27 protein-coding genes are annotated in these 22,398 nt (G+C 68.6%); 7 read left to right on the top strand and 20 right to left on the bottom strand.

The genetic code is table 11. The features are described 5' to 3' along the window. The first annotated feature begins 63 nt into the window (after positions 1–63). The gene (locus AB0B90_RS04165) at positions 64–417 is read left to right on the top strand and encodes a cytidine deaminase (RefSeq protein WP_350944553.1); all 354 of its coding nucleotides are present in this window, start codon (positions 64–66) and stop codon (positions 415–417) included. Between the two features lie 17 nt (positions 418–434). Next, positions 435–1,355 (top strand): GTPase Era, encoded by a 921-nt coding sequence (gene era, locus AB0B90_RS04160; RefSeq protein ID WP_350944552.1) that lies wholly within the window; start codon positions 435–437, stop codon positions 1,353–1,355. Positions 1,356–1,508: 153 nt separating this feature from the next. Here the strand turns inward: era and AB0B90_RS04155 are convergent, their stop codons facing one another. The 7 genes from AB0B90_RS04155 to AB0B90_RS04125 all read right to left on the bottom strand — a co-directional run bounded on the left by AB0B90_RS04155 (position 1,509) and on the right by AB0B90_RS04125 (position 7,018). Next, entirely contained in the window at positions 1,509–2,342 is an 834-nt protein-coding gene (locus AB0B90_RS04155; protein ID WP_362920750.1) for an urease accessory protein UreD, read from the bottom strand. Between the two features lie 4 nt (positions 2,343–2,346). Beyond that, on the bottom strand, positions 2,347–3,015 hold the full coding sequence (gene ureG / locus AB0B90_RS04150; protein WP_350944549.1) for an urease accessory protein UreG: 669 nt from the start codon (positions 3,013–3,015) through the stop codon (positions 2,347–2,349). A gap of 27 nt (positions 3,016–3,042) precedes the next feature. Next, positions 3,043–3,978 carry an urease accessory UreF family protein gene (locus tag AB0B90_RS04145; RefSeq protein WP_350944548.1) on the bottom strand — a complete coding sequence of 312 codons (936 nt, stop codon included), beginning with the start codon at positions 3,976–3,978 and terminating at the stop codon, positions 3,043–3,045. 59 nt (positions 3,979–4,037) lie between these two features. Continuing rightward, a complete protein-coding gene (locus AB0B90_RS04140) occupies positions 4,038–5,753 on the bottom strand; it encodes an urease subunit alpha (protein WP_350944546.1) in 1,716 nt (571 codons plus the stop codon). Continuing rightward, a complete protein-coding gene (locus AB0B90_RS04135) occupies positions 5,743–6,069 on the bottom strand; it encodes an urease subunit beta (RefSeq protein ID WP_350944545.1) in 327 nt (108 codons plus the stop codon). The genes AB0B90_RS04140 and AB0B90_RS04135 overlap by 11 nt, the downstream gene beginning before the upstream one ends. A 70-nt stretch (positions 6,070–6,139) precedes the next feature. Then, a complete protein-coding gene (locus tag AB0B90_RS04130; RefSeq protein ID WP_350944544.1) occupies positions 6,140–6,442 on the bottom strand; it encodes an urease subunit gamma in 303 nt (100 codons plus the stop codon). A 330-nt stretch (positions 6,443–6,772) separates the two neighbouring features. Next, a complete protein-coding gene (locus tag AB0B90_RS04125; protein ID WP_362920748.1) occupies positions 6,773–7,018 on the bottom strand; it encodes a winged helix-turn-helix domain-containing protein in 246 nt (81 codons plus the stop codon). A gap of 327 nt (positions 7,019–7,345) precedes the next feature. Here AB0B90_RS04125 and AB0B90_RS04120 point away from each other — a divergent pair, with 327 nt between their 5' ends. From AB0B90_RS04120 to AB0B90_RS04105, 4 genes are read left to right on the top strand one after another with little or no spacing between them, the layout of a single operon-like run. Next, on the top strand, positions 7,346–8,257 hold the full coding sequence (locus tag AB0B90_RS04120) for a hypothetical protein (RefSeq protein ID WP_362920746.1): 912 nt from the start codon (positions 7,346–7,348) through the stop codon (positions 8,255–8,257). Further along, on the top strand, positions 8,254–8,469 hold the full coding sequence (locus tag AB0B90_RS04115) for a hypothetical protein (RefSeq protein ID WP_362920744.1): 216 nt from the start codon (positions 8,254–8,256) through the stop codon (positions 8,467–8,469). The genes AB0B90_RS04120 and AB0B90_RS04115 overlap by 4 nt, the downstream gene beginning before the upstream one ends. Then, the gene (locus AB0B90_RS04110) at positions 8,466–8,852 is read left to right on the top strand and encodes a hypothetical protein (RefSeq protein WP_362920742.1); all 387 of its coding nucleotides are present in this window, start codon (positions 8,466–8,468) and stop codon (positions 8,850–8,852) included. Before AB0B90_RS04115 ends, AB0B90_RS04110 begins: the two co-directional genes overlap by 4 nt. After that, positions 8,852–10,843, top strand: coding sequence for a hypothetical protein (locus AB0B90_RS04105; RefSeq protein ID WP_362920740.1), 1,992 nt, complete (start codon positions 8,852–8,854; stop codon positions 10,841–10,843). Before AB0B90_RS04110 ends, AB0B90_RS04105 begins: the two co-directional genes overlap by 1 nt. 312 nt (positions 10,844–11,155) lie before the next feature. Here AB0B90_RS04105 and AB0B90_RS04100 read toward each other — a convergent pair whose 3' ends face one another. Further along, a complete protein-coding gene (locus AB0B90_RS04100) occupies positions 11,156–11,335 on the bottom strand; it encodes a hypothetical protein (RefSeq protein ID WP_362920738.1) in 180 nt (59 codons plus the stop codon). Then, positions 11,332–11,589 carry a hypothetical protein gene (locus AB0B90_RS04095; RefSeq protein ID WP_362920736.1) on the bottom strand — a complete coding sequence of 86 codons (258 nt, stop codon included), beginning with the start codon at positions 11,587–11,589 and terminating at the stop codon, positions 11,332–11,334. Before AB0B90_RS04095 ends, AB0B90_RS04100 begins: the two co-directional genes overlap by 4 nt. A gap of 188 nt (positions 11,590–11,777) precedes the next feature. On the opposite strand from AB0B90_RS04095, the gene AB0B90_RS04090 reads away from it, so the two are divergent. Continuing rightward, a complete protein-coding gene (locus AB0B90_RS04090) occupies positions 11,778–12,023 on the top strand; it encodes a winged helix-turn-helix domain-containing protein (RefSeq protein WP_362920874.1) in 246 nt (81 codons plus the stop codon). A gap of 60 nt (positions 12,024–12,083) precedes the next feature. Here the strand turns inward: AB0B90_RS04090 and AB0B90_RS04085 are convergent, their stop codons facing one another. The 11 genes from AB0B90_RS04085 to AB0B90_RS04035 all read right to left on the bottom strand — a co-directional run bounded on the left by AB0B90_RS04085 (position 12,084) and on the right by AB0B90_RS04035 (position 22,378). Beyond that, positions 12,084–12,305, bottom strand: a complete 222-nt coding sequence (locus AB0B90_RS04085) for a hypothetical protein (RefSeq protein WP_362920734.1) — start codon at positions 12,303–12,305, stop codon at positions 12,084–12,086. Between the two features lie 55 nt (positions 12,306–12,360). Beyond that, positions 12,361–13,101, bottom strand: coding sequence for an N-acetylmuramoyl-L-alanine amidase (locus AB0B90_RS04080; protein ID WP_362920732.1), 741 nt, complete (start codon positions 13,099–13,101; stop codon positions 12,361–12,363). Positions 13,102–13,103: 2 nt separating this feature from the next. Continuing rightward, a complete protein-coding gene (locus tag AB0B90_RS04075) occupies positions 13,104–13,406 on the bottom strand; it encodes a hypothetical protein (protein ID WP_362920730.1) in 303 nt (100 codons plus the stop codon). Between the two features lie 273 nt (positions 13,407–13,679). After that, positions 13,680–14,048, bottom strand: coding sequence for a hypothetical protein (locus tag AB0B90_RS04070; RefSeq protein ID WP_362920728.1), 369 nt, complete (start codon positions 14,046–14,048; stop codon positions 13,680–13,682). Between the two features lie 33 nt (positions 14,049–14,081). After that, complete coding sequence (locus AB0B90_RS04065; protein ID WP_362920726.1) at positions 14,082–15,854, bottom strand: hypothetical protein; 1,773 nt, start codon at positions 15,852–15,854, stop codon at positions 14,082–14,084. A 96-nt stretch (positions 15,855–15,950) separates the two neighbouring features. Beyond that, positions 15,951–17,021 (bottom strand): hypothetical protein, encoded by a 1,071-nt coding sequence (locus AB0B90_RS04060; protein WP_362920724.1) that lies wholly within the window; start codon positions 17,019–17,021, stop codon positions 15,951–15,953. 9 nt (positions 17,022–17,030) lie between these two features. Then, entirely contained in the window at positions 17,031–17,747 is a 717-nt protein-coding gene (locus AB0B90_RS04055; RefSeq protein ID WP_362920722.1) for a hypothetical protein, read from the bottom strand. After that, positions 17,748–18,242 carry a hypothetical protein gene (locus tag AB0B90_RS04050; protein ID WP_362920720.1) on the bottom strand — a complete coding sequence of 165 codons (495 nt, stop codon included), beginning with the start codon at positions 18,240–18,242 and terminating at the stop codon, positions 17,748–17,750. Between the two features lie 13 nt (positions 18,243–18,255). Then, a complete protein-coding gene (locus AB0B90_RS04045; protein WP_362920718.1) occupies positions 18,256–18,735 on the bottom strand; it encodes a hypothetical protein in 480 nt (159 codons plus the stop codon). A gap of 12 nt (positions 18,736–18,747) precedes the next feature. Beyond that, complete coding sequence (locus AB0B90_RS04040; RefSeq protein WP_362920717.1) at positions 18,748–18,996, bottom strand: hypothetical protein; 249 nt, start codon at positions 18,994–18,996, stop codon at positions 18,748–18,750. Between the two features lie 31 nt (positions 18,997–19,027). Further along, positions 19,028–22,378: a phage tail tape measure protein gene (locus AB0B90_RS04035; protein ID WP_362920715.1), complete on the bottom strand. Its 3,351-nt coding sequence runs from the start codon at positions 22,376–22,378 to the stop codon at positions 19,028–19,030. Positions 22,379–22,398: the final 20 nt, after the last annotated feature.

The raw sequence follows: 22,398 nt of genomic DNA, 5'->3' as shown, positions 1-22,398 counted from the left end.
CCCCCCCGGCGGGGTTCGCCGGGAGAACCCCGCCGGGGCGAGGCCGGGTCGCGGTGAGGGTCGATGGCTGAATACCCTTGTGCCGTGAGTGACGCGACCCTCGATCCCGAGGACAAGAAGATCATCGTGCTGGCCCGTTCCGCCCGTGCCCGCAACGGCGCCGCGGAGGGGGCCGCCGTGCGGGACGAGACGGGCAGGACCTACTCGGCGACCAACGTGGCGCTGCCGTCACTGACCCTCTCCGCGCTCCAGGTCGCCGTGGCGATGGCCGTCTCCAGCGGAGCGGAGTCACTGGAGGCCGCCGCGCTGGTCACGGCGGGTGAAGGCCCCTCGGATGCCGACACGCGGGCGGTCCGCGACCTGGGCGGTGAGACCGTGCTCGTGGCCGGCCCCGACGGGACACCGCGTCAGAGCTGAGTCCGGTATCGGGGACAATGGTGGACGTGAGTTCCTCAGCTGCTGATTTCCATGCCGGTTTCGCCTGCTTCGTCGGCCGGCCCAACGTCGGCAAGTCCACGCTGATGAACGCGTTGGTCGGCACGAAGGTGGCGATCACCTCCTCCAAGCCCCAGACGACCCGCCGGGCCATCCGTGGCATCGTGCACCGCCCCGACTCCCAGCTCATCATCGTCGACACTCCCGGGCTGCACCGGCCCCGCACGCTCCTGGGCGAGCGGCTGGACAGCCTGGTGCTCTCCACCCTCACCGAGGTCGACGTGATCGGCTTCTGCGTGCCCGCCAACGAGCCCATCGGCAAGGGCGACCGGTTCATCGCGGAGAAGCTCGCGGGCATCAAGAAGACCCCGGTGGTCGCCGTGGTGACCAAGTGCGACCTGGCGACCCGCGAGCAGATCGCCGCGCAGCTGCTCGCGATCTCCCAGCTCGCCGACTTCGACGACATCGTCCCGGTCTCCGCGCAGTCGGGCGAGCAACTCGACGTGCTCGCCGACGTGCTGGTCCGGCACCTGCCACCGAGCCCGCCGCTGTACGAGGGAGGCCGGCTCACCGACGAGCCCGAGCAGGTGCTGGTGGGCGAGCTGATCCGCGAGGCGGCCCTGGAGGGCGTACGCGACGAGTTGCCGCACTCGATCGCGGTCGTCGTCGACGAGATGATGCCCAGGGAGGGCCGCGACGACCTGCTCGACATCTACGCGCACATGTTCGTCGAGCGTCCGTCACAGAAGGCCATCGTGATCGGGCACAAGGGCTCCCGGCTCAAGGACGTCGGCAGCCGTGCCCGCGGGCAGATCGAGGCGCTTCTCGGCACCCGCGTCTACCTCGACCTGCGCATCAGCGTCGCCAAGGACTGGCAGCGCGACCCCAAGCAGCTCCGCCGCCTGGGCTTCTACGACTGAGAGCGGCACCGGGGCACCTCGAACCCGGCGAGAGCACGACGGGTGCCGGCCCGTCTTCGAACGTTGACCGGATATCACCACCTGATGACGGCCGGATCCGGTTTTTCCCGCACGCTCGTAGAGACCGGCCCGGTGGCTCCGCCGGCCGGGTCTCTACGAGCGAGGATCCGTCATCGTCGCCTCAAGGGCGGTCGCCTCCTCACCGTGCCCGAGCCGCCGCCGCAGTTCGACGGCGTCCCGGCCCAGCGCGGAGACCAGGGTGGCCGGGCCGGCGAGCGGAAGGACGGCCCAGCCGTCCCCCACCGTCGTCTCCGGCGCCCGTCCGGTGATCAGGGTGCTGCCCACGCAGCGGGCGTCACCGTAGACGGCGGAGCTGCCGTCGATCTCCGGATCGCCGACCACGAACTCCTGCCGCAGCAGCGGCACCCCGCCGAGAACGGCGTCGAAGCGCGAGTGGCAACGCCCGGGCCGCTCGCCGTACCGGCCGAAGACGATCTCCTCGCGCCAGAACACCCGCGCGTCCTCGGCCAGGTCCAGCCGGACGGCCGTCCGGTGCAGGCAGTCCGCCGCGAGCACCGTCGGTTCCGGCGCGAACCGCAGCGAGGCGCCCGCGCCGACCCTGGCCGTGATCGTCATCAGCGACTCGGCCCCCGTGAAACCGGGCAGCACCAGCGTGCTCGCCACCGACCGCACCTCAAGCGCGGTGCCCGGTGCCACCTCGATGTCGAGGGCGAGGTCGTCGCCGCCCAGCGGACCCGCGGCGGTGGACACCAGGTGCACCCGGCCCGGCGCGGTCGCCCGCACCGTGAGCGGCGGTCCGGAACGCATCGTGGCCAGGACGGTCCGGCCGCCGGAGTCCCGCCGGGTGACGATCTCCGCCCGTGCCCTCATCGACCGCCGCCCGGCCCGCCCGGGCTCGGGTCGTAGGGACCGTGCGGGTGCGGTGGCGTTGTCGGCGGGTGCGGGAGCGGAGTCGGTGACGGACATGAGGTCAGACGCCGGAGTGTTCGTGGGCCCAGGACGAGACCAGGCCGGTGACCCATTCCGAGACCGCGTGCGCGCTCGGGTCCTCCCTGATCGAGGTGAACAGCACGGGCCTGCCCTCCCGTACGGCCGCCGCGTCGCGCGACATCACCGTGAGGTCCGCGCCGACCATCGGCGCCAGGTCGGTCTTGTTGACCACGAGCAGGTCGGCCGTCGTCACGCCGGGGCCGCCCTTGCGCGGGACCTTGTCGCCGCCCGACACGTCCAGGACGAAGATCTGCCGGTCGGCCAGGCCCCTGCTGAAGGTGGCGGTGAGGTTGTCCCCGCCACTCTCCACGATCACCAGATCGAGCGGGCCGAACCGCTCCTCCAGGCTCTCCACCGCGTCGAGGTTGGCCGCGATGTCGTCGCGGATGGCGGTGTGCGGGCAGCATCCGGTCTGGACGGCGACGATCCGCTCGGGATGGAGCACGCCCGCTCTGCGCAGGAAGTCGGCGTCCTCGGTGGTGTAGATGTCGTTGGTCACCACCCCCAGGCGCATCGAGGGGCCGAGCGTCCGGCACAGGGCCGCGGTCAGCGCGGTCTTGCCGCTGCCGACCGGGCCTCCGATGCCCAGGCGTAATGCTCGTCCGTGAGGGTCGGCGGCGTGGTGGTGGTCGTCGTGGTTGGCGCCCATGGGGGTCACCGTCCTTCCAGATGGTCGTCAGGAGACGAAGAGCCTCAGATCTGCGCGGATGTGCTGTTCGGCGAGCAGGTCGAGCGCGGGGGCGGCGTGCGCGGGCAGTGACTCCCATGATTCCCACGACTCCCATGACATCCCGGGCCCTCGGGACTTTCCGGTTTCTCCGGACTCCCGTGACTTCTCGGGCTTTCGGGGTTTTCCGGCTCCCCAGGACTCCCGGGATCGGGACGCAGGCCCGGTGGGGACGGCGGCCGCGACCCTTTCCAGGGCCGGGGCGAGTTCGGCGAGCAGGCGGTGGACGGCCACCGGGTCGAGTCCCAGCAGCCGTACCGCCGCCGTGGCGGGTCCGGTGACGGAGGTGTAGGCCGCCGCGAGGGCGGCCTCGGCGGGGGAGCAGCCCGCCACCGCCGCCACCGCGCCGAGCGCGAGAGGGTGGTGGACCCCCGAGGTGACGGCCCCGGCCGGCGCGTCGAGCACCGGGGAGGGCCAGATTCTCCGCGAGGTGCGCAGCAGCAGCCTGCCCTGCGTGCGGCTCGCCTCCCGCTGGGCGGGCGAGGAGATCCTGGCGTCTGCCTCCGCGTCCAGCCGTACCCAGAGCGAACGGCTCGTCTCCGGATCCGGAGACGAGCCGTTCGCGGGCGTGGGAGCCGGACCGTTCGCGAGAGCGGCGCCGTCAGCCGGGGGGAGGCCGTTCGTCCGCGTGGGAACCTCCGCCGGAGGGCCGCCCGCCGGAGGCGAGAGGCTCGCGGAGAGGTGGGCCGTGCCGAGCTCGCAGGCCGCGGCGGCGAGGGCGGCCGTCACGAGACCCGCGGTGGCGAGGCGGCCCCGCAGAAAGGCGGCGAGGCCGGGAAGGTCGTGGATCGCACCGATCCTGACCGCCTCCTCGACGCCTCCGGAGTGACCGTGACCCCCGGCGGGCAACCGGGAGTCGGCCAGGAGCAGCAACGCGGCGTTCATGCGCTACGGGGCCTCACCTTCGCTTGGACGGGACAGCGGGGCGGTCGATCGGGAACCGGTCAGAACAGGAAGTAGCGCTGGGTCATGGGCAGGGTCTCGGCGGGGGCGGGTTCGATCACCTCGCCGTCGACGCTGACGGCGAAGGTGTCGGGATGGACGTCGATCCTGGGCATCGCGTCGTTGAGCGGCATGCTCTCCTTGCCCCTGCGACGCACGTCGGCGACAGGCAGCAGGCGCCTGCGTACGGCGAGCCGGTCGGCGAGGCCGTCCTCGATCGCGAGGGGGGCGACGAAGTGGACCGACGTGGCGGCGGCGGTGAGCGGGGCGGCACCGAACATCGGGCGCGGCATGACCGGTTGCGGGGTCGGGATGGAGGCGTTGGCGTCACCCATCTGGGCGTACGCGATGACACCACCCTTGACCACCAGGTCCGGTTTGACGCCGAAGAAGGCCGGATCCCACAGGACGAGGTCGGCCAGCTTGCCGACCTCCACCGAGCCGACCTCGCCGTCCAGGCCGTGGGCCACGGCCGGGCAGATCGTGTACTTGGCGACGTAGCGCCGGGCGCGGAGGTTGTCCGCGGGGCCGTCGCCGGGAAGCGCGCCCCGGCGGCGCTTCATCACGTGCGCGGTCTGCCAGGTGCGGATGATCGTCTCGCCCACCCGGCCCATCGCCTGGGAGTCCGAGCCGATCATCGAGATCGCACCCATGTCGTGCAGGATGTCCTCGGCCGCCATCGTGGACGGCCGGATCCGGGACTCGGCGAAGGCCAGGTCCTCGGGGATGGACGGGTTGAGGTGGTGGCAGACCATCAGCATGTCGAGGTGCTCGTCGAGCGTGTTGACGGTGTGCGGGCGGGTCGGGTTCGTCGAGGACGGCAGGATGTTGCCGTAGGAGGCGACCCGGATGATGTCCGGCGCGTGACCGCCGCCCGCCCCCTCGGTGTGGTACGCGTGGATCATCCGGTCGCCGATCGCCGCGAGCGTCGACTCCACGAACCCGGCCTCGTTGAGGGTGTCGGTGTGGATCGTGACCTGGGTGCCGGTGTCGTCGGCGACCGAGAGGCAGGCGTCGATCGCGGCGGGGGTGGTGCCCCAGTCCTCGTGCAGCTTGAACCCCGAGGCCCCGGCGCGGAGCTGTTCGAGCAGCCCTTCGCGGCTGACCGTGTTGCCCTTGCCGAGCAGCGCGACGTTGATCGGGTAGGAGTCGAGCGACTCCAGCATCCGGGCGAGATACCAGGTGCCGGTGACGGTGGTGGCCTTGGTGCCCTCGGCGGGCCCCGTGCCGCCGCCCACGATGGTGGTCACCCCCGCGGCGAGGGCCTCGTCGAGGATCTGCGGGCAGATCAGGTGGACGTGGGAGTCGATCGCCCCGGCGGTCAGGATCTTCCCGTTGCCCGCGAGGATCTCGGTCGAGGGGCCGATGACCAGGTCGGGGTGGACGCCGTCCATGGTGTCGGGGTTTCCCGCCTTGCCGATCGCGACGATGCGGCCGTCGCCGATCCCGATGTCGGCCTTCACCACGCCCCAGTGGTCGAGGATCACCGCGCCGGTGATCACCAGGTCGGGTGAACCCTCGGCCCTGGTGGTCCTGGCCTGGCCCATCGACTCCCTGATGACCTTGCCGCCGCCGAAGACGGCCTCGTCACCCGCTCCCGAAGGGCCCATGGACAGGTCCTCGGTGACCTCGATGAGCAGGTCGGTGTCGGCCAGCCTGACCCGGTCGCCGGTGGTGGGGCCGTAGAGCGCGGCATAGCGCGATCGTTCAATGAACACCGGGGCTCCCGTCGAGAGGTCCGGCCCACTCGGGGCGGAGGCCGGGGACGATCCGCAGTCCGCCGATCGGTACGAGGGTGACGTCGCGCTCCACACCGGGCTCGAACCGCACCGCCGTGCCGGCGGGGACGTCGAGCCGGGTGCCCCAGGCCGCCTCGCGGTCGAACTCCAGGCCGGGGTTGCAGGCGGCGAAGTGGTAGTGCGAGCCGACCTGGATCGGCCGGTCGGCGGTGTTGACGACGCGGACGGTGACGCGCTCGCGGCCCGGGTTGAGCGGGATGGGCGCGTCGCCGTACTGGATCTCACCGGGTGTCATCGGCGCTCACCGTTCCTGGGATGTGAGGGGCCGGTGGAAAGTCGTGGGCTCTCATGAGATCGGCCGGGGCTCACGGGATCGGGTGGTGGACGGTGACGAGTTTGGTGCCGTCGGGGAAGGTGGCCTCGATCTGGACCGACGACAGCATCTCGGGCACCCCCTCCATGACGTCGTCGCGGGAGAGCACCTTGCGGCCCGCGTCCATCAGCTCGGCGACGGTGCGCCCGTCTCTGGCGCCCTCCATGAGGAAGGACGCGATGATCGCGGTGGCCTCGGGGTGGTTGAGCCGGAGGCCCCGTGACCTGCGGTCGCGGGCGACACCGGCGGCGACGTGGATGAGCAGGCGTTCCTGCTCGTGTGGTGTGAGCCGCATTCCCGGACCATAGGAACCAGCGGTTTCCATGATGTTGCACGTCGATGTCGTGCTGGTTTCCAGGTGGTGCGGATCGTACGAACGGGGGAGAAGCGGCCATCGGTGTCCCCTTTCCTGCGGGTATACCGACGCGTTCCGAAGTGAATATCACGAAATTTGCTGATTTGTCAGGATAAAAAGTGGCGCGGTGTCCGCACCGCCACCTCCTGTCACAGCGGTGAAATCCCGGTAAAGCGCAATTACGCGGGACGTGACAGTGTGGAAAGCCCAGAGTAGCCAGGTCAGCGCGAACATGTGCGGACAGTGCCGCAAATAATTAACACAGCAAAATCAGGCGTTGTCGCCCTCTGGGTCCTGGCCGACGAATGAGCCGAGATACTGCCGCGTGAAGATCAATTTCCGGTTTCGGAGTTCGCTGAGAGCGCGCCGGACGGTGGCGCGGGCGACCCCGTATTCCTGCATCAGCCCGTTCTCGGACAGCAAGCCGCCGGGTGGGATGTCGCCGGCGTCGATGCGGCGGGTGAGGTCGTCGGCGATCTGCCTCCACCGGTACACCCCAGGCTGCCATTCGATCATGAACCGGATCGTAGAAGATCATGGTGCAGGGTCCTCACGCAGCCACAACCACAGTTGACCCAGAACAACTATGAAGCAGAGTGAAGCAGCTGTGATTCAATGACGGCACGGGGCGGGTCGGCCGCAGATCCACCTGCTCACCTCCGGCCCGCCCCCCATTGACAACCCCCATAACGCAGAAGGCCCCGCTCGGCGCCAACCGAACGGGGCTTTCTACCAGCTCAGACACCAACTTCTCCTTGGAGTCCTCGCCATGCAGAACCCTACGGGTACGCCCGTACCTGCGCCAACCCCCGCCTGTGACGCCCACCAGGTGGTGAGCGCCCGATGAGCCTCACCACCCCAACCCCCGAGCCCGACGACGTCGCCCGCGGCCTCGCCGAACTCGAACTCCTCGCCAACACCACCCCGGCCCCCTCCGCCGTCGACACCACTCTCGGCGAGACGAAGAGGGTCCGCCAGCTGCGCGCCGAAGTCGCCGAAGCCCACCTCCTCGCGCAGCTGCAGGAGGACGACACGCCCTTGCTGTTGGACACCGTCAAGGTGCGCAAGCAGAGGAAGAAGGCCGGAGAAGCTGCGCGCCTCCACCAGCTCGCCCAGGACCCCACCATGCGCGCCTGGCAGGCCGCTCGGATGCGGCGCCTCCTCGTCACCGGCGCCATGGTCGCCCTCGCCCTGGCGATCGCCTGGTCCACCGTCGGCGTCCAGAAGTTCGCCGCCGACGACGCCGCCCCCTGGACGCCCGCATGGATCATCGCGTGGCTTGTCGAGCCGTTCCTGTCGCTCGCCTTGATGGTCGTCGTCGGCGCCCGCGCCTACGCCGGTGCTGCCGGGCAGCCCATCGAATCGACGACGCTGCAACGCATTGAGTGGCTGTTCCTCGCCCTGACGCTCGGCATGAACGCCTGGCCCTACCTGCCCGGGATCGCCGCCGAGTTCAGCATGTCCCAGCTGATGCTCCACATGCTCGGACCGATCGTCACGGTCGCCATCGTCACCGCACTGCCGATCATCCTCGCCGCGTTCTCCAACCTCGACCACGGCAGCCCTACCGGTAGGGGGGCTACTGGCGGATCGTACAGGGCAAACGTCGACGCTCTCACTGCCCGCGCACGAGCTCTGATCGCGGCTGGAGAGCTCCCGGAGCAGCCCAGCGCCACCCGGATCCGGCAGGCGCTCGGATGCGGCACCGGCCCCGCCAGCGCCGTCCGTGACGCCCTGAAGGGAGACACGGCATGAGCCGCCCCGAGCCCAGCGTGTGGGCCGGGATCCGCGCCGTCGCCCGCCTGTTCCTCACCGCCGTCGACGACCTGCTCGCCGCAGTCGCCGGCACCCGCCCCCTCCGCTACAACATCGCCGATGTCGCCCAGGTAGTCGGCGACGCGTACCGCACCGGCAAACACCACGTCCACGAGGGCGACGTCATCGACGGCCAGGAGGACGAGCTGTGAGCACGGACCGTCCGGGCCGGTCCCGGATCCCTGAGCTGTCCAACATCCCGTGGGAAGGGCCCCGCGCGATCACCGACTACGCGAAGGTCGGCCGCGCGCTCGCCCGCGACCTGGGCGAGGAATTCAACCTGGGTGCTGACGAGCTGTACGCGGTCCTCATCCGCAGCTTCAAGGGCAACCCGGTCCTCGCCCTCCTGGGCGCCCCCGACGTGCGGCTCCGGGCTCGCCGCGTGGTTCGCCGCCTGCAGCGCGCCGCAGAGTTGCAGAAGGGTGCCGGGGTGGAGCTGGTGAAGTTCCACGCCCAGTTCCGCAAGGAGTTCGTCGACGTGCTGCCGCAGGCCAAACCGGAGAAGCGCTCAGAGTTCCGTTGGGATGACGTCTGATGGCCGGGCGTGCGAGCACGAAGGAGCTCGCCCCGATCGAGCATGAGTCGTCGATGGCGAAGGTCGCGGCGAAGGAGGTGTCGAAGCTCGTCGTCCTGGGCGGGCCGTGGGTCGTCGGCATGCTCACCTTCGGCGTCGGATCGGCGTTCCACGTCATCCTCGACAGCGACGACCCGAACGTGATCGCCTGGACCGTGTTCCTCCTCGCCGTCGCTGTCCTCGTGCTCACCGGAGTCACCTACGGCCAGTCGCACGCCCGCGGCGTGTGGGGGCGCACCCACACCACGTTGACGACCCTGCTCGCCGGGCTGTGGGTGACCGCGGCCACGATCAACGGACCGGCCACCGTCGTCACTGGCCGGCTGATGCTCATCGGTGGCTTCACCCTCGCCCTGACGTGGAACATCAGGACGATCATCCGGTTGAAGGGTGTCGACGTCGCCGCGGTCGCCGCCGACCCGCTCAGCGCGCTGTTCGGAGCAGGTGCGGAGCGGGCGGGCCTGGCGATCGAGGCCAGGACCACGGCGGCGAGCGAGCACAAGGTGGAGGGCGCCGTCCAGCTCGAAGCGGGCAAGCAGACCGCTGAGGATCTGCAGCGCAAGGTGCCCTACATCGAATCCGGCATCGGCCTGCCGCCCGGCTCCATCACCGCCTCGATCGACCCCGATGACGCGTCGAAGGCGCACATCACCATCTCGGATCCGCGGGTCATGAAGCGCCCGATTCCGTGGCCGGGACCATCCCGGCCCGGGGCGTCGATCGCGCAGCCGCTGCGTACCGGCCTGTGGCAGGACCTGGACGAGGTGGCGCACATCATCGTCGGCCACCACGTGCAGATCATGGGGCAGACCGGATCCGGCAAGAGCATCGGCGGAGCGTGGAACTACATCGCCGAGATCGTCACCCGGCACGACGCCGCGGTGTTCGCCATCGACGTCACGAAGGGCGAGCAGACCCTCGGCCCTCTGAAGGAGGCGCTGCACCGGTTCGAGACGACCAAGGCCGGGGCCAAGGCGCTGATCCGGGAGATGCAGGCGAAGGTCAAGGAGCGCACCGACCAGCTCGCCGCCATGGGCCTGCAGAAGTGGAAGGAGGGGTGCGGCCTCACCTACTGGGTGTTGTGGCTGGAGGAGTGCCCCGACATCCTCGACCTGCTGACCGACAAGGAGATGGACGCCTTCCTCAGCCTGCTCAAGGCCATTCGGTCCGCGGGCGGCACGGTGGTCCTGAGCCTGCAGCGCTCGGACTACACGCAGATGCCGACCCTCGCCCGGGGCCAGCTGGCCAAGCTGTGCTTCGGTGTCGAATCCGGCGCTGATGCCGCGTTCGGGTTGTCGGAGTCGCAGCAGGACGCGGGCGCCCGCCCGGAGATCTGGTCGAACAAGCAGCCCGGCATGGCCTACCTCGACGCACCCAGCATCTCCGAGGCGCGGATCGCGATGCCGCAACGCACCTACGCCTGGGGCATCGACGCGAAGGGGCAGTTCGACGACGAGCGGGCGAACGAGGCGATGCGCGCGCACGCCGCCCAGTGGCCGGCCTCGGCGAAGCAGGTGGACGAGGGGACGGCCGAGCTGTCCCGGCTGGCGGTGGTGGAGCACCTCGAGACTGACGACCAGGAGGAGAGGGAGGTGGTGGAGGACGTGGCCGCCGAATACCAGACCGTCGACGACCCGGACCCGGAGATCACGGCCGGGCTCGACGATGAGATTCCGGACCTGCCGGAGGGGGATCCGCCGTGGGAGTTCGCGCCGCCTGCGGTGGAGATGACGGCTGCGGAGCGCGGAGCGGCCCTCCTGGCCCATCTTCAGGGGCTGTGGGAGGGCGGGGCGCGGGACTTCGCCACACGGGATCTGAGGCCGCTGTGGGAGAGCACGGACATGTCGCGGGCGTGGGCGCAGAAGAACCTGCGCAAGCTCGTTGAGGCCGGGGTGCTCGGCTATGACGACGACGCGCAGCGGTACCTCATGGAGAAGCGACCCGAGGTGTAGCAGGCGTGGCACCCTCGCGGAGGGGAGGGGGTGCCACGCGTGAGGGGGTTACAGGTCAGAAGGGGTGCCACGGTGTGTGGCACCCCTTCGTGGCGCCTGGGGTGGCACCCGTGGCGGCAAGATCAACTTTTTTTGTGGCACCCCCCACGCGCAGCCGTACGAGAGACCAGACATAGTGATGGCCCCGACCCTTCCCAGAATCGGGGCCATCGTTCACGGTCAGCTGTTCAGCAGCGTCCCGTCCCTGAGACGCCGCTCGACCGCGTTCAACCCCCGCGGGCGGCCCTGGTTGCGCCACCGCCCGCGAGGAGTTCATGGGGAGTGCTGGCCGTAGCCGAGGATTCCTCGCCGGTTGGGGCAAGCGGGCGAGGGCAGCCACAGGGCTTCCTCGCGCACGTCGGCCCCCCAGTACCAGCCGACGTACATGTTCCATCTGCGGTCGATGGGCCAGCCGCAGCTACTGCAGATGCTGGGGCGGGGCCCGTCTGTCATGACGAGCGCGCTTTCCGCCCGGCCTCCTCGACCGCGACCAGCTGTTCACACAGGCCGGACGGGGACGGCGCGTGCAGGGTTCGGGAGCAGACGCATTCGGGAAGGCGGCATGGCCCGGTTGCGTACCAGGTGTTGGCGGCCCACCAGATGCGCCAGGGCGGGAACGCGCGGGCGATCACTTGGGCGAGCGCGGCGGCTTCGTCGGCCGTCAGCGGTACTGACGGGGTGGTGCCGGTGGCCGTAGTCTGGCGCATGGGTCAGGACCTCATTCCTGATCAAGGCCCCGGTACGGCGTTACAGCGCCTGCCGGGGCCGTCACTTTAAGCGACCCTCATGCACCACAGTAATCCACCTACCCATGGTTAACCATGCTCTACCGTGCAGTTCCTTGGTTATGCATGCGTATCCGCAGGTCAGCATGCGTGCTTACGGTGTAGACGTGATGATCGAGTGGCGGCCGAACGCGCCGAAATGGCTGCAGATGGCCGAGGTTCTCAAGCAGCGGATAGCCGACGGCACCTATCCGCCGGACACCCAGCTCCCCTCCCAACACGAGCTGGTCGCAGAGTTCGACGTCGCGCCGAACACCGCGCAGAAGGTTCTGACCCGCCTTCGGCAAGAGGGCGTGGCCTATTCCGTGCAAGGGATCGGAACGTTCGTGAAGCCCCCGGAGCAGGCCGGGGAATGACGAAAAGCGCCCCCGCCCACCTCCCGGAGGAGGCGAGCAGGGGCGTTTCGTGAACTGGGTTTACAGGCCGTGCAGGTCCCGGCCCGCGTGCGCGCCCGGGTGACCGTTCTCCTTCGCCTCCCGGTTCGGCACCAGGAACACACCCACCGCGGTGAGCGCCGCGATGCCGAGGTTCACCCACTCGTTGTCGGTCACCACGCCATCGCTGACGACGGCCTCGGCCGCGACGACGGTAGCGCCGACCGTGGCCAGGACGCTCTTCCAGTACTTCGAGATCTGCATGATGCATGCCTCCGGAGAGGTCAGGGCTGCCAGGACGGCGGCCACGGATAAGGGGTTACTGCTGGACGCCTGCTCGCCAGGTGGCCGGGCCGACGATCCCGTCGTCCACCAGGCGCTCGCGGCGCTGAAATGCGCGGGTGGCAGTCCGGGTGCGGCTGCCGAAGTAGCCGTCGAGCTTCACCGGGAATCCGGCCCGGGTCACTGCGGCCTGCCAGGTGCGCACATCCTGGCCATGCATGAGCGGCACGCCCGTCTGGTAGCGCAGGAGACGTCCCGGCCATGGCACCGGCCCGGAATCCTGCCCGGCGATGATCCGTGCCCTGCGGACGATCTCAGGCTTCTGCAAGATGATCGCCGCACCGGGGCACATGCTGTGCCCGCCCCACGCTCGGCCACCCATCGAGTGGTGGCCCAGGCCCCGCCCATCCGGGTCCGAGGTGACCTGGAGCGGCACGCCGTGCTCGGTGTGGGCCCAGGCGAGCACCTGCGCGCACCGCTCCAGCTGCTGGGGCGTGAGCTCGTCGCCGCCCTTGCCCTCATTCTCGATGCTGACCCAGGACCGGTTGCCCGTGCCCTGCGTCCACGCCTTGTCCTTCGTATCGACCCACTGGACGAGCTGCCCGCCGCGGCCGGTGCCGAAGTGCGACGACGCCTGAGCCTTCGGATTCCTGAACCACGCATCGGTGCCCGGGAGGGTGCCGGCCATGATGTGCAGCACCACACCACGCACCTCCTGCCGTCCCTGGGCGAAGTTCACGGTGATGGGCTTCCAGACAGCCCCCGGCATCCTCGCCATGGTCAGTCCTCCCTTCGCTCGCCGAGCGCCACCCCGAGCGTGTCCTCCACGCGGCGCACGGACTGCTCCACCCGGTTCACAACATCCCTCGTGGAATGACCACCGTTCGGCTTCAGCTGCGCCTCTATGGCCTCCAGGCGGGCCATCACCCCAGGACGGGCCGGAACCCCCGGGCGGCCGGGCTCACCCCGCCAGTCGTCGAGGATGTCGCCGCCCTTCTTGATGAGGGCGAGGAGCTTGACGACGACGGCGGCGCCTCCGGCCAGGACGGCCAGGGCTACGCAGACGGCCAAGATGTCGGGCACACGGTCCTCCGAAATCAAGAAGGGCGGCCGGGCCATGTGACGGATGACAGATGTGACACGTCGCTCCGCATGAGCACCATGCAGGCGCGCGCGTGACGTTATATAGCAGGCACTGGGGAAAAAACTGTCATCCGTCACAAGGGACGGCCGGTAGGCATGTTTTCCCAGCTCAAAGCCGGGATCGGGTCGATGACGGATGTGTCATCGACCGGGAAGGGGTGCCGTCCGCGCGCCTCCCTTAGGGGCGCATCACCCACGCGCGGACGGCACCGGTCAGATGTCGATGATCCCGGCAGCCCGCAGCGACGCCAGGAGCGCCACATGCGAGTCGTACAGCGCGTCGACCGTGGCGACGACCGTCTGCGCCTGCCCCTGGACATAGGTCGGGGTCGCGTTGGTGAGGGAGTAGGAAGGGTTGCTCACGGCGTCGCCTTGCTGGAACTCCACCAGCGGGATGTCACCGGACTGCGACCGTACCCACAACCGGCCGCTCCGCGCGTAGATATGCACATCACCTGGGCCAAGCTCGGTATCCGGGCTATCCATCGCCCGTAAAATCCAGCCCTTCGACGCCTCGGTGAGAGGCCGGCCGGTCGCCGCGGTCTGCTGCACCTGAGCCAGGCCGCGCTGCAGCTCCCGCATGTCCTGCACCCCAGAAGCCGGGAGTCCGTCCATCTACGCCACCTCCTCCGGTTCGGCGAGGATCAGCCCGAACTCGTCCTTGCCGTTCTCTCGCCCGACCGGAGTGACGCGCAGCCCGATGAGCCGGTGCCGCTCGTCGTAACCCGAGCCGGATCCGACCCTGGGGAAGTACTCGTTGATCATCGAGATTCCGATGCCGTCACCCATGCAGTTCGGGTTCACCGACGGCTTCTCACCGGCCAGGACCGTGACCTGCCAGATGCGCACCGCGCCGGACGAGGTGGCTGCCCACCGGGCCGCGTAGTCCTCTAGCGTCTCCAGGTCGAACACTCCGGGCCGGTCCACCGTGCGATCGAGGCGCAGGTGCCCGGCGGTCAGGTGCGCCGTGGATTCGTGCACCGTCGAGACGAGCGGTACGGCGGTGGTGGACGCATCCCCCGACGGTGCTTCCCCGCGGGCCCGCCACCGGGTCGCGTTCCTGAGCGGGGTGATTTCGAACGACCAGTCGAGGATGTCGCCGCCCGTCGGCGACTCGCTGAAGGAGTGTCCGGCGTCCGGGTCGCCCAGGGGGGCGCCGTGCACCCAGTGCCGCTCCAGTCCGGACGGCCCGGCCACAATGTTCACCACATGTTCGAACCCTTCAGCCCCCTCGGTGAGCTCGCTGATGTGCTTGGCGTAGGTGGATTGAGCCTCGTCGGTGTAGGTGCGGGTCACCGGGGAGCCGGTCGAGCCGCCCTGCAGCACCAAGCCCAGGTCCGCGTACGGCTGCGCGGCCAGATGCTCCAACAGCTGGCGGGCCAGATCCTCCCGCTCACCCGTCAGCTCTCCCAGCGACTCCTGCAGCTCGACGAACGCCCAGTACGCGTCAATCTCCAAACCCCTGAGTTCCAGCGTCGGCGGCTGTCCGCGCTGCTTGGACACGGTCGCCCCGATGATCCAGTACTCGCCGTACGGCTCACCGTCGCGCAGAATCTCACACGAGACGACTCCCGGTCCACGCGTCAGATCGAGCGGGTCGCGGGGAACGATGGCGTTGACCAGGTTCGACGTGTCGGCCGAGTTGATCGTGACGCGGCCGGTGAACGGGCCGGAGTTGATCTGCCCCGCCCGGTTAATTCGCTTCTCGAACGACACGTTGGCCAGGTCGAGGTGGCCCAGGTAGGAGCGGTCACGCACCCTGCTGAAGCCGTACTGGTAGAGGGCGTCGCCTTTGCCCGGCTGGTAGGGCGGCTGAGGTTCCGGGTCCGGTTCAACATCTGCGGACGGCAGGCTGATCGTGATGCCGTGGCTGATATCCACCGCCGACGGCGACGCCGTGAAGTTCTTCGTCCCGGACGGCGCGGACGAGGTGATCTGCTTGGAGGCGACCGCGGCGGCGATGATGCCGCCCAGCCGGATCTGACCGCGCGGGGTGTACCCGGCCGGGGCCGCCAGGTCGACCGCCCCGGACAGGGCGGCCAGGCCGAAGCGAATCTCCAGGTGTGAGCCTGCGGCCGGCGGAACGTCCGGGGTGGGCACGGCCGCGGAATCGGCCGAGCCGGTCCAGGTGATGCGCGGGGGGATGCTCGCGCTGATGCCGTACGCGGCGGCGATGGCCACCACACCAGCGGAGTACGGCTCCTGCGGGAACTCGTAGTCCGGCTCGCTGGCCAATGATCCGACGACGCGCCGGTACAGGCGAGTGAAGAGCGGGCCGAACACGTCGCCGGTGTAGGCGCCGACCAGCACCCACCCGTTCGGCCGCTCCAGCGGGGGGAACGGGTGGGTGCTGGCGTGGGCGGCGTACAGCACATCACCGGGGCGCACCCCTGGCGGTCGATCTACGACGACGAGGAAGCTTTCAGCCTGGCCATCGGCGGAGGAAGAACGAAACGTCGCAGGCACGACACACCCCTTTTCGGATCAGGCCCAGGCGTCGCGGTACAGGCCGACCGCGGGCGTGGACCCGCCGGACGTCGCGGTGTAGAGGATGTCGTTGGGGCCTCGGCCGAGTACCCAGTCGCCGATCGGCACCGACGATCGGGTGCGGGATCCGATCACTGATGTGTCGCCGATGTAGGCGGCTTTGCGTTTCGGGTCGATCGTCAGCCGCTGCCCCTCAGGCACCGTGAGGGCGAAGCTGATGAGCCGGCCGAGCGTGGTGTTCAACAGGGACGGGTTGACTGCGGGTCCGGGGATGCGGATCAGCGGGTGCGTGCTGACGTTGCCGGCGTTCGGCAACGGGGTGATCTCGTTGATGTTGAGGTTCACGCCGGTGCGGCGCAGGTTGTAGCGGCGCAGATCCGAGCACACCCACTGCAAGACGAGATTCCCGCGGCCCAGGCGCAGCAGCTGATCCACGGGCAGGTTGAATTTCTTCAGCCTGCCGTAGACGAGGTATGGGGTGCCCAGGTCGTTGATGACCAGCGGCGTCTCGGTCTCGTCTTCGAGGACGGGGAAGGCCTGTTCCAGGGCGTTGACGACGTCTTCGACCTCGGCGCGTGGGGTGCGCAGCAGCGCGGTCCACAAGATGGTGCGTTCAGTCAGGAGCGGCCGCACGGGCAGGGTGCCGTGGCTGGACGGCTCGGGCACATTGGTGCTGGTGTCGTCGGGCCGGTCCCGCCACCCTGCCAGTGTCTTCCACCGGTAGCGGGTGCCGCGGCCCAGCACGAACCCGTTCGCTTCGATCTGCCCCGGGTCGCCGTCGAGCTGCGCTCCGGGCAGGATCGGCGTGTTCACGACCAGCTGCGGGAACTCGTCCGCGCTCTCCAGTGCGGGCAGGTAGACGCGGGAGTCGTAGCGCAGGGAGAGGGCCGGGAACTCGTCCACGCTCTCCAGCACGCCCAGCGCTATGTAGGCGTTCGGGGTGCGGACCAGCAGCTGCGGGAACTCGTCCGCGCTCTCCAGCACGCCCAGGCCGACGGAGGCGTGGCGGGGTGGGCGGCGCCGGGTGATGTAGGGGCGTGCGGGATACCCGCGGCCGAGCCGTGCCACAGCTGCCTCCTACCAGTTGGCGGTGCGGTGGACAGCCACCGACGAGCCGACGATGAACGAGCGCGGACGCGGCACCACCGGGGCGGCCGACCCGAGCCAGTCGACGTCAGACCAGCCGACGGAGTCGACCCACACGTCCGCGGACGCGGAGGAAAACACGTTGGTCGACGACCACGCGGACGCGGTCTGGGCTCGGCTCCCGGACGCCTGTCCGCTGGGGGTGAGGCTGTCGGCGCTGTTGTACAACCTCGCCTCGGCCGCGCCACCCGCACCGTTGTTGGCTTGCAGCTCCAGGCGGATCCACTGGCCGGACGCCGGGGTGACCGCGATCGTCGCGATGGTCGCCTCGGAGGAGTTGTTGTAGTGGCGTAGCAGCACGTTGCTCGCACCTGGCCGGAGGGCGAAGTAGCAGCCGTTTGCCATGTCGATGAAGATTTCGACGTCGCCGGTCCAGGCGCCCGCCTTGTACAGGTAGGCGCGGACCCAGCGGGTGCTGTTGGAGCCGGATAAGTCCCAGCCGACGCCGTTGCCTTTGCCGCCGTTCAGGAGCCCTGACACGGTGCCGTGCGCGGCCCGCGCCGTGGAGTACAGTGGGTCCATAGGAGGGTCGGCGAACGGGTCGAGGCTGATTTTGTCGAACGCCGTCCCCGACAATCCGCCGCTGTTACCGGTGCTGATCGCGACCCCGTTGCTGCCGCCCTCGAAGCTGTTGGTGGCGCCGGCCACCTACTCCTCCCACACGACGTAGGTGTACGCATCCACCGCGGCCGGGGCATGGACACGCACGCGGAGGAAGCGTGACGGGCCGACGGCGAACTCCCGGCCGAGCGGCCACTGCCTCCACCATTTGTCGGCCGGGGAGACCTGCTGGGCGTCGCCGTACCGTGTGCTGGTGATGCTGCCCTCGCCGGAGGAGGTGTAGCCGGTCGCGGTGGTGCCGAGCGTCATCAAGCTCGCGGGGGCGCTGGGGTCGTTGTACGGCTGCACCCCGGCCGCGACATGCGCGGTGACCGTGGCGGCGCCGTTCGTGTCGATCAGCTCGCACTTGATCCGGGCCGCGTCCGCGAACCCGCTGAAGCTGATGCCCCACTCCACCACCTTGATGCCCCGGGTGGAGGGGGTGGCGATCTGCAACATCGTCTTCAGGCTGGTGCCGGTGGTGACCGGTGAGAAGGCGGCGGTGGTGGGCATGGGGCCGTTGGCGGCCCAGTACAGCGTCATCGTGAAACTCCGTTCAGGTGGGACCGAGGAACGAGCGACGCCAGAACCCCTCGGTCGGGTCGGGCACGACCTCGTAGTCGCCGTCAGCCGCGTCGTAGGGGCCGAGCGGCCCGAACCAGTGAAAGACCAACGCCAGATCGTCGCTCGCCCGGTAGGCGAGCAGGCCGGACGCCTCGAACGTGGCCTCGGTCCACAGCAGCGGGTCGACCAGCCATGCGGCTTTGCCGGGGGTGCCGACCAGTTCGGCGAAACTGAGGACGGGTAGGGGGAGGCCGCCGGTGTCGTAGCCGGGCGCCGCCCCGGCCACCTCCCCGCTGTCCCAGGGCGCCACCCCATACTTCGGGGTGGCCTGGGAGGGGAGCGGGGTGATGGTGTCGGTCCACAGCGCGCCCATGTAGACGCCGGGCGTGGTATCGCCGTAGTCCAGGGTGATTGCGGCGTTGTGCCACTGCACCTGCGGGTCGACGAACGCGAATGATCGGGTGAACGCCACCGGCGTCTCCTCCTATCTGAGGCCGATACGGACGTGCTTACGCTCGCGCCCGTCAGCCGTGGTCTCCAGCGTGGTGATGTGGCCGGCCTGATCCCGGGTGGCCTTGTAGAAGGACCCGTTTTCGCCGCGCCGCTCCTGCACCTGGTCCTTCGTGAGGTAGGTCGGCTCGTCGGTGATGACGTCCGCCGTCCGGTTGCCGAGCGGCTGCCCGCCCCTCATGTGCTCACCGAACGTCTGGCCGGACTGGGGATCCCAGGGCATGGGTGTCACCTCTCTGTCGTGCTGTAGGGGGTTAGCCGGCGACGGCGAGCTCGTAGCCGAAACCTTTCACGACCTTCGTCACGTCAACGGGATCGCGGATGGTGGAGCCGGACATGTCGACGTTGACGGTGACGCCGCCAGCCGGGGGCGCGTCCTGGGCGCCGGCCCGCGGCCCTCCGAACAGGGGCCCATCGAACGCCACGCCCGCAGTGCCGTACGTGGCGCCGAGGATCTGCTGCTTGCCGAGCGTGGACGTCGCCGCCTTGCCCACACTGCCGACCGCCGCATCCGACGTCGCGGACACGGCTTTGCCGACGAGGCCGGTCATCGCAGCCAGGGTCGAGCTCTCCATGGACTGGATGCCCTCGATATAGCCCGCCATCGTCCACTGGCCGATCTCCGCCATCACCTGCGACGGAGACTTAATTTTCAATTCCTTCTTGATCGCTGCGATCAGAGCCTTGGCGATTTTCGCCATTTCCTTATCCAGCTCCTTCAGGGACTCAGTCAGTCCCTTCAGGTAGCCCTCGCCGCTCTTCTTTCCGACGTCATACATGGCATCCGCCGACGCCTTGCCCAGCTTCTTTGACGCCTTATCCACAGCGGCCTGCGCTTTGTTTAGCGCCTTGATCTCGCTACCATCTGAGCCGACCAGCATCTCAGCGAAAGAAGCACCCTTCTCCACCCCGGCGTCAATAATGTCCTGAATGATTTTCTTATTCAGGCCGCGTTTGGCGAGAGTTTGGATGTTGTTCGCGAAATCGTTGATCGCACGAGCTTTGCCCTGGAGCTCGGACGCCATATCCCCAGCGCCGCCGATATCCTCCGGCTTCAGGCCCGTGATATCCGCCCACTCCTGCGCAGAGCCAGCAACCTGCTTCGCGTACTCCTTCGCTGCGGCCAGCTGCTCCACCAGCTCCTGGCGCTGCTTCGCCAGAGCCTCCAGGCTCTTGTTGCCGACCTTCACGAAATCAATCAGCCCATCGGCCACGTCGGGCTGGGATTTGAACGCCTCCTTGATCTTGCCGACCAGATCCTTCACGGTCGACTCGACATTCGCCCCCTCGGCAGTGAGGCCCTGGATCAGGCCCTGCATCGTCCAACGGCCGATCTGGTCGAACACCTTCGACGGCGAGTGGGAGTCGATCACCCGTTTCGCCGTGTCCACCATTTTCTGCGTGATGCCAGAAACGGTATCCACGACTTCCTGCGCCATGGCCTTCACGCCATTAATGAAACCGATGAGCAGGTCTTTTCCAGCTTGCAGGAGCCAGGTTTTCGCGTTGGCGAAAACGGCATCGATTTTGGTTGGCAGTTCCTTGACGAATTTCACGGCGTCGTCTACGCCATCACCGACCGCCTTTGATAGGCGATCCCAGGCTGCGGTTGCGTCCTTCTTCAGGTTCTCCCAGGTTTCCGACGCGATTTTCTTGACCAGATCGAGGGTGCGGGTGATCTGATCTTCGACAGCCTGCCACAGGGAGTTCCATATTTGGGTGAGTCCCGCTTTTATTTCATCGAAATCACCGGTCAGGATGCCTTTGGCGACTTTTATTGCACCGGAAACGGTTCCCCAGAAGCCGTTCCAGATATTAAGGAAAGTGTCGACCAGGAAAGAAACGGTTTCGATAATATCGTCGCCGTATTCGTCCCACAATTCTTTTATAAAAGACAGGGTGTCATCGACGGTCGTCTTCGCGGATTCGAAACCCTCGGAGAGTTTCGTCTTCCATTCCTCGATCGTCTCCGAATTGGCGGTGACCCATTCCTGGACGTCGGCGACGATCGAGTCCCAGATCTCGCCGAGCTCGTCCCGCCATTCGGCGATCTTCTCGGCAGCCCCGGTCAGTTCGAAGCCGCGATCGAAGTCGGCCGCGAACTGCTCGACAGCGGGCAGCACGGTCCCGCCGAGGAAGTCGACGACGTTCGTCTCCAAGCTGCGTTTGAAGGACGTGAGCCGGTTCTCGGCCGTGTCGTGCAGAGTGTCGCCGGCCTTCTTCGCCGCGCCGTCGACCTGGCCGAGCGACTCGACCGCCGCCGACGGGTCCAGCGAGAACAACGCCTGGCCAAGATCCTCCGCCTTTGTCCCGAAGAGCTCGACGGCGATCGCATTCCGCTTCACCGGATCCTCGACGGCGACAAGCTTGTCGACCATCAGATCGAACGCGGCGGCGGCGGTCGGTCCGCCCTTGGCGAGCTTTCCGATCATGTCGTCCGCGTCGAGTCCGAGGCTCTTCAGTCCGCCACGGATCTTGTCGCTCCCCTGGACAGCCTCCAGGGCGAACTCCTTGAGCGCGTCGACCGCCACATCGGCGTCGCGGGCACCGCCTTGCAGCAGCTGGGAGATCATCCCGAGGGATGCCTTACCGTCCAGGCCGAGGCTGCGGAACTGGGTCGAGTACTCGTTGAAGCTGGTGAGCAGGTCGCCGGACTTATTCAGGCCCAACTGCGCGCCGCGCACCAAGATGTCGAACGCCTCCTCGGCGTTCTTCGCGACCCCGGTACGGAGCATCTGCGAGACGGCCGCAGTGACTTCCCCGAGGTCACCATCGAGGATGGTCGCCGCATCGAGGGCTCGCTTGGACAGGGTGCCCAGCGCCTCGTCGGACGCGTCTCGGACACCGTCCACATTTTGGATCACCGACTTGAGCGCCTCGGTCACATCGCCCAGGCCTTCGCCGTAGCCCTGCGAATAGACCTCGCCAGCGACTTTGCCGAGCCGCGCCATCTCCGCCTCACTGGCACCGATCTGCGCGGACAGCTTGGCGAGGAGCGATTCCTTTTCCAGGGCGCCCTCGATGCCCTTCACCAAGCTCGCGCCGATCGCGGCACCAGCGGCGAGGGCGAGACCGATGCCGGCGGACTTCAGCCCGGACATGAGGGTGTCGCCGACGCCGGACATGCGGCCTTGGCCTTCGGACTCGACGCCGTCGCCGAAGGAGTCACCAGCGCCCTCGCCAGCGTCACGGGCCACCCGCTCGGCGTCGCGCACCCCGGCGCGCAGGCCGTCGACGAGTTCGTCACCGGCGCGCTTCCCGCTGGCTTGGGCGTCGTCGTCGAGCCGGTCGAACGCCTCGTCGATCGTCGCGTCGAGCTCGGCCGCGAACCGGTCGGCCTCGGCCAACATCTCGTCCAGCCCGGCGTCAAGCTCGCGCTCCAGCCGGTCCAGATCAGCGATGGCGGCCGTCGGGTCGAGGCCGTCAGCGATCGAGCGCTCGATCTCCGCGAGGCTCTTGGTGACCGTGCTCTCCATGGACGCCATGGAGCTGGACGTGGACGACTGGAGCCGGTTCAGGTCCGAGCCGATGCCCTGCACCCCGGCCGAGAAGTTGGACTTGTCGACCTGGGCGTAGGCGACGAGCTCGCCGACGGTGAGCGCCACGGGAGGATCACCCCTCTCAT

Source organism: Streptosporangium sp. NPDC049078, assembly GCF_040648855.1.
In the GTDB taxonomy this organism is placed as follows: Bacteria; Actinomycetota; Actinomycetes; order Streptosporangiales; family Streptosporangiaceae; genus Streptosporangium.
This window is presented reverse-complemented; position numbering and strand designations above follow the sequence as displayed.